The sequence below is a fragment of the Desulfoluna butyratoxydans genome (assembly GCF_900699765.1).
GTDB classification, from domain to species: Bacteria; Desulfobacterota; Desulfobacteria; order Desulfobacterales; family Desulfolunaceae; genus Desulfoluna; species Desulfoluna butyratoxydans.
The window spans coordinates 173,094-184,872 of record NZ_CAADHO010000012.1 but is presented as its reverse complement, the minus strand read 5'-3'; the positions used below and the strand labels follow the sequence as shown (position 1 = coordinate 184,872).

At 46.3% G+C, this 11,779-nt stretch carries 11 protein-coding genes and 1 tRNA gene; 11 read left to right on the top strand and 1 reads right to left on the bottom strand.

The genetic code is table 11. The features are described 5' to 3' along the window. Positions 1-890: 890 nt before the first annotated feature. From MSL71_RS23680 to MSL71_RS26995, 10 genes are all read left to right on the top strand, one after another. Positions 891-1,160 (top strand): hypothetical protein, encoded by a 270-nt coding sequence (locus MSL71_RS23680; RefSeq protein WP_180146038.1) that lies wholly within the window; start codon positions 891-893, stop codon positions 1,158-1,160. A gap of 70 nt (positions 1,161-1,230) precedes the next feature. Continuing rightward, positions 1,231-1,869, top strand: coding sequence for a DUF4113 domain-containing protein (locus MSL71_RS23675; RefSeq protein ID WP_180146035.1), 639 nt, complete (start codon positions 1,231-1,233; stop codon positions 1,867-1,869). A gap of 448 nt (positions 1,870-2,317) precedes the next feature. After that, a complete protein-coding gene (locus MSL71_RS23670) occupies positions 2,318-3,727 on the top strand; it encodes a DUF2130 domain-containing protein (RefSeq protein WP_180146031.1) in 1,410 nt (469 codons plus the stop codon). A gap of 129 nt (positions 3,728-3,856) precedes the next feature. Then, entirely contained in the window at positions 3,857-4,204 is a 348-nt protein-coding gene (locus MSL71_RS23665; RefSeq protein ID WP_180146026.1) for a hypothetical protein, read from the top strand. Between the two features lie 468 nt (positions 4,205-4,672). After that, on the top strand, positions 4,673-5,599 hold the full coding sequence (locus MSL71_RS23660; RefSeq protein WP_180146023.1) for a toll/interleukin-1 receptor domain-containing protein: 927 nt from the start codon (positions 4,673-4,675) through the stop codon (positions 5,597-5,599). 395 nt (positions 5,600-5,994) lie between these two features. After that, positions 5,995-6,435, top strand: coding sequence for a hypothetical protein (locus tag MSL71_RS23655; protein ID WP_180146021.1), 441 nt, complete (start codon positions 5,995-5,997; stop codon positions 6,433-6,435). A 484-nt stretch (positions 6,436-6,919) separates the two neighbouring features. Then, complete coding sequence (locus tag MSL71_RS27000) at positions 6,920-6,991, top strand: DUF4113 domain-containing protein (RefSeq protein WP_180146062.1); 72 nt, start codon at positions 6,920-6,922, stop codon at positions 6,989-6,991. Between the two features lie 329 nt (positions 6,992-7,320). Continuing rightward, the gene (locus tag MSL71_RS23645) at positions 7,321-7,806 is read left to right on the top strand and encodes a hypothetical protein (RefSeq protein ID WP_180146018.1); all 486 of its coding nucleotides are present in this window, start codon (positions 7,321-7,323) and stop codon (positions 7,804-7,806) included. A 116-nt stretch (positions 7,807-7,922) separates the two neighbouring features. Further along, positions 7,923-8,516 (top strand): hypothetical protein, encoded by a 594-nt coding sequence (locus MSL71_RS23640; protein ID WP_180146014.1) that lies wholly within the window; start codon positions 7,923-7,925, stop codon positions 8,514-8,516. Positions 8,517-8,851: 335 nt separating this feature from the next. Continuing rightward, positions 8,852-9,145 (top strand): DinB/UmuC family translesion DNA polymerase, encoded by a 294-nt coding sequence (locus MSL71_RS26995; RefSeq protein ID WP_180146058.1) that lies wholly within the window; start codon positions 8,852-8,854, stop codon positions 9,143-9,145. A 1,100-nt stretch (positions 9,146-10,245) separates the two neighbouring features. Here MSL71_RS26995 and MSL71_RS23630 read toward each other — a convergent pair. Next, positions 10,246-10,343 (bottom strand) — tRNA-Sec (locus tag MSL71_RS23630). A 291-nt stretch (positions 10,344-10,634) separates the two neighbouring features. Between MSL71_RS23630 and MSL71_RS23625 the strand changes: the two genes are divergently transcribed. Continuing rightward, entirely contained in the window at positions 10,635-11,777 is a 1,143-nt protein-coding gene (locus MSL71_RS23625) for a M20/M25/M40 family metallo-hydrolase (protein WP_180146010.1), read from the top strand. Positions 11,778-11,779: the final 2 nt, after the last annotated feature.

Sequence of the window (11,779 nt, the reverse complement as noted above, 5' to 3'; positions counted from 1 at the left end):
AGAGAGGCCCTAAAAAGCCAAAGGACAAGAAGGGTCATTGCTCGAAAAGCTCACATGTTTCAACCGCCAAGCTGATTTCGAAACGCAAAAAATAAAAGTACTACATTGAAAGGGCTGGCGTATAGGGCTATGACAGGTTGTGGAGGGGGGCCGGTGCGGGTGGCGGGTTATTTCTATGGATTTTGAAATGAATAACCATGGAATATAACGACAAAAAAACTATTGACACACCGAGAGGATGAATTTATGGTTGATCGTAATAACTAGTTATTATCATTGAAAGGCGACCCGACAGGATGCGGACACATCCTGCCAGGCCTGACCAAAACAACCTAACACGGAGGTCGTTATGGCTAAGCGGTTTTTTACACCAGCCCCCGATCCATTTCAAGTCGTATTTTCCTTCATGCGCGGCATCCCGCGCCACGTTTACCACCATCATTGCCGATTCAAATGGCCTATGAACACGTGCGTTTCTGACTGACGGCGGGGAAAACGCCCCTTCGGAATTCTGCGCGTCTTCGAGCTGCACTGGCAATGAAGGAGTTCTGCCACTTTTCCTCCTCACCTCACCGAAGGTGCGTTTTCCCTTTCCCGATGCCTGAAGGGCTCTTTGCCTTTTGGGGCAGCCTTGTCCCTTTTCCCGATTTTTTTGGGGGAAGGAATCATCAGGGCACAGGGGCAAGGCCAGAGGGGGTAGGTCATAGCACAATAGACCCTGCGTTCCATACGCTGCGGTTCCGGTGTATCGGTGCATTTGGCTTTTCAGGTACAGCCATAAACGCCGATGCCCTCTGGCAAATGCTATGACCTATTCCCGACTTCTTGAATGCCCCCCCTGTTTTTCTATGCCCTTCTTTTTCTATCACCTAATTCATTGGGAGTTCACCATGACCACGTCACCGGGAATGTTCGAAGGCTCCGAAATTTCGGAACTGTGCGACTCCATCAAAGACATCCACCGTCTGTTGAAATCTGTGGGGGCTTTTCACGCGGAACTGGATAAGGCAGACGCGCCGGGAGGAAACGGCCTTCAGATCGACTTCAAAAAATGGGGAATCCGAACCATCACCGAAGACCTCCTGGCCCGGCAGTATGCCAAGATTGATCGGATGGCGGCAATTTATAAGGAGGAGCAGGATAAAATGCGGGGAAGGTGATGGCGCTTTCGGTATTAGATGGGCACGATTCGCTTTGCTCGCCCTACCCTCCTCCACGGTGGATTATTCCATGCAAATCAAACGCAAAAAGGGCACCCCAATTGGGGTGCCTTTTTTTAGCCGACCTTTAACTTATGACGTTTCGATACAGGCAGCCACCGCTTTGGTCAAGGTCTGGGATGGTTGGCGGTATAAAAAATGCTTGAAAGTTCGGGGCTCAACAGCCCTCTCCTTCTATGCCGAACGGGCTGCAGAAAAGCTGCGCAAGGATGGGCTTCGGGCGGGTGTGATGGATATCTATGCAATGAGCAACAGATTCCACAAAGCTGATTTCTATTACAACAAGACCACCTTTCGATTTCCGGTGCCAACCTCCGACAGCCCGGAAATTATCAAGGAGGCCCTTGCGGCCTTTGCCGAGATTTATCGGGAAGGCCTACCTTTCAAGAAGCTAAGGATCCATATGCGGGAGCTGACCCAGCAAAAACCAGAGCAGCAGCTCCTCATTGATAAAGTTGACCGGGACCAGTCTTCAGCTTTGATGAAAGCCATGTATGCGGTGAATGCCAACATGGGACGCCGTACCGTAACTTATGCACCTTCCGGACTCTCCACTGACCTTTCAGAGCCCAAAGCATGGCGCACTCAATTCAACCACAAGTCCCCTTCCTATACCACTCGGTGGGATCAGCTTCTTCGAGTGACCTGAACCCTTCCATCTGGCCCGCTTTACATTTTCAATGTTTGCATGCCGGGTCTTTTTTATCCTTCCTTGCAATTATGTCCATCAAGGAGTAAGAATTTAATTCTGAGATGATAAATGGCTGATATATTGTTGACTAAGCAGTCAATTGAAATTGCCAATTTTGAGATCATGGATTTCGATTGGGACATTGTTCTCTTCTGTACACAGAAGAGAATGGCTTGATATCCGAAAAATCATGAATTATACGGATTATCAGACATTTTTGTCGGATAATCCTTGAATCAAAGGTAATATCCGACAGTTTTGTCCTTATTTGTCCCTGAGAGGGGATTATCGGACAGAAATGTCGGATAATAATTGTTGGGCATCAATAAAAAGACCGCTGAAGATGATCTGAATTCGCAGTTGGTGTGATAGTACAAATCACCGTCAAAATGGAGAAGAAATAGAAATGAATGAAATCATCTGCCCCCACTGCAAGAAAGCTTTCAAAGTTGATGAGGCTGGGTATGCGGACATTTTGAAGCAGGTTCGCGATAGTGAGTTTGAGCAGCAATTGAATGAGCGTCTTGAATTGGCCGAGCAAGAAAAGCAAAACGCAGTTGAGCTCGCCAAAGAAAAGGTTGGAAGCGAGATGCAGAAGACTGCCGCTGCCAAGGACACAGAGATTCAAGAATTGAAGGCGAAATTAGATGCTGGGGAGACAGAGCAGAAGCTTGCTGTGACCCAAGCTCTAAGCGCTGTGGAAAAAGAACGTGACGAGCTTGCCAACGAGCTGAAACAGGCTAAGCAAGATAACGATACCGCTTTAAAGCTAGCCGAGGTTAATCTATCAAAAGAGCTTCAAGAAACCAAAGCGAAGAAGGATGCAGAGATTCAAGATCTAAAAGCGAAGCTATGCACGAACGAAGTTGAGCAAAAACTCGCTATTACTGAGGCAGTTAGCGTTGCCGAGAAGGAGCGTGACGAACTAAAGAACAGCCTGAAGCAAGCTGAGCTTGAAAAGGAACTCGCCGAGAAGTCGCTCAAGGATAAGTACGAGACGCAGATCAAAGATCGGGACGACACGATAGATCGTCTAAAGGATATGAAAGCTCGCCTGTCAACGAAGATGGTTGGCGAAACCCTTGAACAGCACTGTGAAACCGAGTTCAATCGTATTCGCGCGACAGCGTTTCCAAGAGCCTATTTCGAGAAGGACAACGACGCAACTACCGGCAGCAAGGGTGACTACATTTTCCGTGACTCTGACGAGGCAGGCACTGAAATCGTTTCTATCATGTTTGAAATGAAGAACGAAAGCGATGCCACCACAACAAAGAAAAAGAACGAAGATTTTCTAAAGGAACTTGATAAGGATCGCACTGAAAAGGGTTGCGAATACGCAGTGTTGGTATCCCTGCTCGAATCTGACAGTGAGCTTTATAATACCGGGATCGTTGACGTGTTTCACCGTTACCAAAAGATGTACGTGGTTCGGCCGCAATTCTTTCTTCCAATTATTACGCTGCTGCGTAACGCAGCGATGAAGTCATTAGAATATAAGACGGAGCTTGCACTCGTTAAGGCACAGAACATAGACGTTACCAACTTTGAAAACGACCTCGACAAGTTTAAAACCGCATTCGGAAAGAACTACGACATTGCGTCCAGAAAGTTCCAAACAGCAATAGACGAAATTGACAAGTCAATAAATCATCTACAAAAGACGAAAGATGCGTTGCTTGGGACTGATCGACAACTGCGGCTTGCAAATGACAAGGCACAAGATGTTACGGTCAAAAAATTAACTCGGCTCAACCCTACCATGGCGGCCAAGTTTGAGGAACTTAAGAATCAAGAGCAATCCGATAATAAATAATTGGATAGTGAAGCAATTATGCCCAACAAAAAAATTAACTCGGACGTCACAAAGCTGCTCCGCTCGTTCCTGCACCGCAACTTCGTGCCGCCGGTTATTTAAGCGTTATGCAAAAAATATGGAGAAAATATGGCTAAAATGTACCACGCAAATGGATGTACTATGTGGAGTTTGGGTAAGGCATACCACCCAAACGGTTCTACAGCTTGGAGTTTGGGGAAAGCATACCACTCAAATGGAGTTACTGCTTGGAGTTTAGGAAAAGCATATCACGCAAATGGTGTTACTGCTTTAAGCCTTGGTAAGGCTTACCATGCTAATGGAACAACTGCATATTCTCTGGGTAGAGCATACCATGATAACGGCCAGCCCCTTGGAGCGGTTGATCATATTGAACTTCTCTTGGGCGAAGGTATAAAGTTAGTCTTTGGCAAAAGCGAACGCCAACTATATGTTTATGGTCGTGCTGTTTTATAAATTATAGCGATTGCATAATCGGGTAGCCGGGGGTTTCTCTCCCCCAGCCCCCACACCACCCGGCATGCGGGTCCGCACCGGGCGGTTCACAAAGATATCCGGGCCGTAGCCAGGAAAAAGCGTTAAGAGCGAATCTTATACTAAGATGACGGTTTCCACTTTTAACCCTTCAAGGGAACGTAACCCACGCCGCGCCTGTTCCAGACTCCTCCTTTCCGCTCCATCTCCTTCAGACGAAACCTCACGATACTGCCTTTGTCTTAGGATAGTGCTTATGCTAAACCGTTGTTTAATCGTCAGGATTCACGCATAGAGGACTTCCCGGTTAAACGTTTGGGCCACCCCATAAGATTACGCTCATGCCGGGCGTACACAAATAAATTGTGTCGGACCGCCTTCCGCTACGCTCCAAATACCCTCGGCCCCACATGCGTAACGTCAAGCAGTAAATAAACAATTGGAGTTCATATGAGTAACGTAAAACAAATCTTTGAAAGTGATATGAGCACCACACTAACAATAGAGAAATTTCTACGTGTGCAGGGAGCGTCATTTGACGAGAGAATACCATTCAGAGTGCATTACGATCTGAATGCTGGGGTTATGTTCATATCGGTTTATTTAGAAGAGAAATTCTCAAATTCTATAGACCAGCTAGTGGCTGATATAACGAGAAATATAGAGTTCATAGCTCAACCGGATCCAGTTGCGGTAGATAGCGTGATTCTTCCGGGTGATAAAACGCTTCCTTCTGGTTATGGTATTACAGTTGAAAATTCTGATAAGGTTAATATCATTGTTCGTCCTCAAGACGGCAAAAATATTAATCTGTCAACGTTGCCATTTTCAGGAAGAATATTTCTTTACACGGAATTTGATTGTTCCATTTCCCCTAACGTACTTTCAATTTTAGATAAAGCAACAGTGCGCCCAAGGATTCGGGGTATAACATACGCAAAAAAGAGGGCACAAAAAATGTTACCAAAGGCATTCATCAGTCATGATTCCAGAGACAAAGGCGAAATTGCCAGGCCACTTGCAAATGCACTTCAAACAATTGGCTGCCCTGTTTGGTATGATGAGTACTCGATGCAAGTAGGAGATAGTTTGAGGGATAGTATCGAAAAAGGGTTAAAAGAGACCCAATATTGTATTCTGCTTTTGTCTCCAAATTTTTTGTCAAAAGGTGGGTGGCCAAAACGAGAGTATGATAGCGCTTTCACACGAGAAATTATTGAAGACAGAAATTTGATCTTACCTATATGGCACAATGTCACTGCTGAAGATGTTTACGAATATAGCCCAATACTTGCAGATCGAATTGGCTTAAACTCTGGGCTTGGAATAGATGAGATTGCGAGAAAGTTGTTGCTGAAAATTGAGCAGGACGCTTAATCGGGTAGTTAAAACTTCTTTCCCCCAGCCCCACACAACCCGGTATGCTGATCTGCACTGGCGGTTAACTCTGGCTCAGTCATACGGCCTAGATGGCATATCCCGGGTTAGAAACTTTTAGTCACCCAAACGACTGGAATCTGCAGCAGTCAAAGCTGGGGGCACCTGGTGCCCCCCCCGGCTTGGCCTTGATGTGATAAATTTCTATCGTAACCGGAGGCGTCGAGTTTTCCCACCCCATCCGTAGTCAGAATTAATTCTGGACACACTAAACAGATATGACCCATATTTATTAAATTTAAGTTCGGATGCAATACTCACAATTAGAAACAATGCTAAGTATGTTGGCGCACCAACCGCAGCTGAATAACAGTGTTGTGCGCCAAGGAGAAATGATGGCAATTTATGGAGTCGGTTCAAATTGGGACGGTGCAGAGGTTTGCACTGATTTCTTCAAAGAAGAAAAGTTTATCCTTGGCTGGAATGAAGATTGTGCAGAAGATTTGTATACGTTTATTTCTGCCCTAAAGGTTGGTGACATTCTCTACATAAAAGCTAATCGCCCTGGTTCAAGACGTATTCGAGTAAAAGGTATCGGCATTGTCAAATCAAACTTAATATCATGTATATCTTCTGGGGAATTAGGCTTTGGCTCAACCAGTGATTGGAAGTCACTCTTTGTACGAGTAATTTGGATTGATCAAAAGGAGTTTTATATCGATATACCTCAGGATCAGGGACGCTTGACTAACGTTCGGGCAGCAACAATTTATGAAGAACACTTACCATTCGTTCAAAAAATAATCGTGGAACACATAGCAAATAAACACAATTAATAAAGGCTCCTACACACTTAACACCTATAAAAATTAAGTTGTAGGATGTTTAGACCCTCGCAGCATGATACAAATCCACCTGTGAATAAATGGATTAGCGTCCCCCGGACGTTTTACAGGGGATTGATGACCTTAAGAATCTTCATGAAGACTTCTCCTCTTATGCCGAGCGGGCTGCAGCAAAGCTACGTAAGAACGGGTGTGCTGGATATCCATGTAATGAGCAACAGGTTCCGCAAGGCTTATTTCTATTACAACAAGATCTCATTTGGGTTTCCAGTACCAACCTCCGACAGCCCTGAAATTATCAAGGGGCTCCATATGCGGAAGCTGACCCAAGAAACACCAGAGCAGTAGCAGCTCTTTAATAAAGTAGATCGGGACCTGTATTCGGCCCCTTATGAAAGCCATGGATGCCGTGAGACGCTGTAACGTAAGTTTATGCATCGTCCTAACTTTCCACTGACCTTTCAGAGCCCAAAGCATGCGTACTCAACACAACCATAAGTCCCCTTCCTATACCACATGGTGGGATGAGCTTCTTCGAGTGACCTGAACCCTTCCACCTATCCCGGTTTAAACTTTCGATGTTTGCATTCTGGGTCTTCTACATCTTCCCTTGCAATTATGCCCATCAAGGAGTAAGGATTTAATTCTGTGATGACGAATGGCTGATATATCGTTGACTAACCAATCAACAGAAATTGCCCATTTTGAGATCATAAATTTCGATTTGAACATTGTTTCTTTCTGTACACAGAACAGTATTGCACGATATCCGAAAAGCCATAACTCCATTAGAATATCGGAGATTTTTGTCATTATTTGCCCCTGAGATGAGAGTATCAGACAGAAATATCGGATAATGATTGTTAAGTTTAAAATATGAATAATATATTACTCGACAGGCTTAGAAAATTACAAAAGGTTAGGGGTGATATAACAGCCTTTTCGAATCATGATGAATTTCTGTTGTGGTCTGACAGTATATCTCCTTTGCTGGAATTTGATGAAGTCTTGTGTAAAAAGTTTACCTTTTGGTCTGATCAAGTAAAATCAGCAAACAGAAGGGGTAGAGAGCATCATGATGCTTTAGGTGAATGCATTGGGGTCGTAAACCAATCCATAACTAAATTGGAGTTGCAACCTTCTCCGACGAAAAAGGCACAGTCAGCATATAAAAATGTTGAATATCCGAATAAAATCACACTTAATTGGCTATATAAACATGTACCATGGTCTTTTTGGGTATGGTTTATAGGTCTATTGATATCTGCATTTTCTTTAGGGCTAATCGTATCGGAAACACCTTTGTATAAAGTCATAAAATCAAACATAAGTAGCACCAACACACTGAGTAAAAAACCTTAACAATTGGCTAAAGGCCGCTTCCAAAAAGCTGGCCACATCTTCCGTAATTTCATCCGCTGTCCCTATAAGCTTTTTGGGTCGGCTTAGTCACGCGTTATAAACAATATCGAGACGACATGACATCTATTTCCCACATATTGAAAGTAACAAAAAGAAATTATGCTGAAGAATTTGTTTACAAAGGAGGGATGTTTCTGAGGCGAATATCCGAATTTCGAAAATTCGAAAATGACACTCAAGGTGATAAGTCAGAAAATCTTTCTTATATTTTGCAAGAAAAGGATTGTCTTGAATTTAGACTTAACGGTGTAGAACAGAAATTGAGCGGTTCATTGAAAGTTTGGCCGGAAAATGATCCATTTATCTTTTGCATGTACGCCATATTTCAAGATGATTTGCCTCATCCCAACCAACGATATCATTTAGACAGCCGTTGTAGTCTTTTCGGGGATACCATTGTCTTGATAAAAGATGGTTTAGAGTTCATTAATCGAATTAATTCGTATTGTGACAAGGCAAAAGTTTCAATGCAATGTGGAATTGTAAATTATTATGATGAATTAAATTTTTCTGGTCCTTTAACCGCATTTGACAAAAAAAGAGAGCTATCTTATCAACAAGAATATCGTTTTTCTTTCGACTTTGACGGATTAGGGTTAACTAAGAAAATATTTATTGGAAATATATCTGATATTGTTGAGATAATTTAAGTTTGTAATCGGGTTGCCGGGTGTTTCTCTCCCCAGCCCCCCCCCCGAGAACGGTCGTAAATATTCCCATACCCCGTAATAGTTGATCCAGCCTCAGGTGTATTGCCCATGCTTCTTCATCCCATGGTCCATAGAAACAAACAATATCACTCTGCGAGACGTTTAAGTTAGTTCTTAAATTGGGAAAAACCTTTCTGCCCACCGAATCTTTTCCCGGAGGGTTAATACAGCCCTGGACCAGGTCAGCGCTTACCGCAGCACGCTTCAAAATTGCGATGAGCCCACAAGTTATCCGGCTATCTCCAGATGGGCAACCCCTCCGGTAAAAAAAAGGAATTGGCGTAACTCGGACATTTTCCAGAGGGATTGATGACTGTCAGGTTCTTCACGAAGCCCTCTCCTCTTATGCCGAACGGGCTGCAGAAAAGCTGCGTAAAGATGGGCTTCGGGCAGGAGTGATGGATGTCTATGCGATGAGCAACAGATTCCACAAGGCTAATTTTTATTACAACAAGACCACCTTTCGATTCCCAGTTCCAACCTCCGACAGCCCTGAAATTATCAAGGATAAAGGGGTCAAACCTACACATTTGACATTTTTAATCTCTAAACAGCTTTTTTATATTTGAAGGCTTCAAGCGAGGACTTTGGGGCTTAGTTCTAATAGCAATCGAGATAAATGGATCGGAGATAGGGAGGCATTGACATCGGAATAAGCTTAGAGCCCCTACCAAGAATTGGTTCTATACAGTTACGTTGTATCCTGCCCACACACGACACTCCCCCAAACCAACTACCTGCTTCTGAAACGTCAGACGCATGGGAAGGTGATGGAACTTCCGGCATCAGATGGGCACGCTCCGCTTTGCCCATCCTACATGTATCTGGCGGCTGTAGGTTGCTGAAGGTATTGATCGATGCATCGAAGGGATAGGGACTGAAAGAGCCCTCACCACACCCTCTTCAAAATAAACCGTTACAGGTTTTGAAACGTCAGGCGTATGGGAAGGTGATAGCACTTCTGGAACCAGATGGGCACGCTCCGTTTTGCCCATCCTACCTGAATCTGGAGGCTGTAGATTGCTGAAGGTATTGATCGATGCATCGAAGGATTAGGGGCTGAAAGAACCCTCACCACCCTCACCTCAAAACAAACCGCTACAGGTATTAAAACGTCAGGTATAGGGGGAAATGATGGCGCCTCCGGCATCAGATGGGCACGCTCCGCTTTGCCCATCCTACCTGTATCTGGCGGCTGTAGGTTGCTGAAGGTATTGATTGATGCATAGAAGGGTTAGGGCTGAAAGAGCCCTCACCACCCTTACCTTAAAACAAACCGTTACAGGTTTTGAAACGTCAGACGTATGGGAAGGTGATAGCACTTCTGGAACCAGATGGGCACGCTCCGCTTTGCCCATCCTACCTGAATCTGACGGCTGTAGGTTGCTGAAGGTATTGATTGATGCGTCGAAGGGTTAGGGACTGAAAGAGCCCTCCCCCCCCTACTTAAAACAAACCGTTACAGGTATTGAAACGTCAGACGCATGGGAAGGTGATGGAACTTCCGGCGCCAGATGGGCACGCTCCGCTTTGCCCATCCTACACGTATCCAAGATTGATCATTTCATGACCACCAAACGCAAAAAGGGCACCCAAATTTGGGCGCCCTTTTTTAAACCTGTTTTTAACCTGTATCCCGCAGGACAAAGATCTAAAAACATTATATATGTGGCGGAAGCACATGGGAATCGAACCCACCCGGGACGGTGTTAACGCCCCACACCGGATTTGAAGTCCGGGAGCATCACCAGAACGCTGCGTGCTTCCATGCGTTTCAGTGTGTGTTTTCGTGCGAGACCTTACCCGCAATATGGTGACGTTGTCAACGTTTTTCAAGGGCCCCGCCGGGCTTTTTTCCCGTTGAAACGCGGCCGCCCATCGGGTAATGTCGAGGGATATTGTTAAGGGAGCTGAAGGGCCCTGCCCGACAGGATGCTTCTTAAACCATCGAAACAGCCCGCCTTACCCGAGCAGTTCAAAAGCCCGACGACGTTGTACCTCGCCGCCCCAGGCTCTTTTTTCTGTGATACAAACCATCCACATGGGAGCATGACATCCATGATCAATACAGACAGACTGACCCAACGATTCATCCGCTTTGCCGAAACCGACAGCCCCTCACGCAATGAAAAGGCCATGGCCGACATGCTGGCAGAGGAGCTCAAGGCCCTGGGTGCCGAGGTCTCCTTTGACGACGCCAACACAACATGCGGAAGCCAGACCGGCAACATTTTTGCCCGTTTTTCCGGCACCGCGGACGTGGATCCCATGCTGCTGAGCGGTCACATGGACACCGTGGTCCCCGGTGAAGGCATCAAGGTGGTCCTTGAGGACGGTGTGTTCCGAAGCGCAGGGGAAACCGTGCTGGGCGGGGACGACAAAAGCGCCCTGGCCATCATCTTGGAGGTGATGGAGACCCTCATCGAAAAAGACCTGCCCCGCCCCCCCGTTGAAATTGTCTTTACGGTCTGCGAAGAGATCGGCCTTTTGGGGGCCAAGCATTTCGACACCGAGGCGTTAAAATCAAAAATGGGATACATCCTGGATTCCAAGGACACCGAGGCTGTGGTGACCAATGCCCCCTTTGCCGTGCATTATACGGTTACAGTCCACGGATTGTCTGCCCACGCCGGTATGGAGCCTGAAAAAGGGGTCAGCGCCATTGCCGTGGCATCGGACGCCATCACCCGCATCACCTGCGGCCGCATCGACTCAGAAACCACCTGCAACATCGGAAAAATTGAAGGGGGCTCTGCCACCAACATCGTGCCTGACTGTGTGGAGATCACCGGTGAAGCCCGAAGCCACAGCAAAGAAAAGCTCGATGCCATCGTGGAGAGCATCCACACCGCCTTCCGTGAGGCCGTGGTCCGTGCAGGGGGAGGCGATGACGAGACCCTGCCCAGCTTTGACATCGATGTAAACGAAGACTTCCCCGGCACCAGCGTGCCCCATGACCACGCCGTGGTCGCCCTGGCCCAGAAAGCAGGCAAGGCCCTGGGACGCACCATTGTCACCCAGCGCGTGGGTGGCGGCTCTGATGCCAACATCTTCTTCGGTAAAGGCATCACCGCAGGGGTCCTGGGCACGGGCATGACCGACGTCCACACCGTAAACGAGTCCATTACCCTGGCAGACATGACCGCATGTGCCGAGCTTCTCTGCACCATTCTCGGCAACCACGCCAAGCAGGGAGCCTGATC

Coding starts and splice junctions, on each gene's coding strand:
- MSL71_RS23665 (WP_180146026.1), top strand. CDS start 3,857: ATGGCTAAAATGTACCACGCAAATGGATGTACTATGTGGAGTTTGGGT.
- MSL71_RS23640 (WP_180146014.1), top strand. CDS start 7,923: ATGACATCTATTTCCCACATATTGAAAGTAACAAAAAGAAATTATGCT.
- MSL71_RS23670 (WP_180146031.1), top strand. CDS start 2,318: ATGAATGAAATCATCTGCCCCCACTGCAAGAAAGCTTTCAAAGTTGAT.
- MSL71_RS23645 (WP_180146018.1), top strand. CDS start 7,321: ATGAATAATATATTACTCGACAGGCTTAGAAAATTACAAAAGGTTAGG.
- MSL71_RS23680 (WP_180146038.1), top strand. CDS start 891: ATGACCACGTCACCGGGAATGTTCGAAGGCTCCGAAATTTCGGAACTG.
- MSL71_RS23655 (WP_180146021.1), top strand. CDS start 5,995: ATGGCAATTTATGGAGTCGGTTCAAATTGGGACGGTGCAGAGGTTTGC.
- MSL71_RS23675 (WP_180146035.1), top strand. CDS start 1,231: ATGCAAATCAAACGCAAAAAGGGCACCCCAATTGGGGTGCCTTTTTTT.
- MSL71_RS23660 (WP_180146023.1), top strand. CDS start 4,673: ATGAGTAACGTAAAACAAATCTTTGAAAGTGATATGAGCACCACACTA.
- MSL71_RS23625 (WP_180146010.1), top strand. CDS start 10,635: ATGATCAATACAGACAGACTGACCCAACGATTCATCCGCTTTGCCGAA.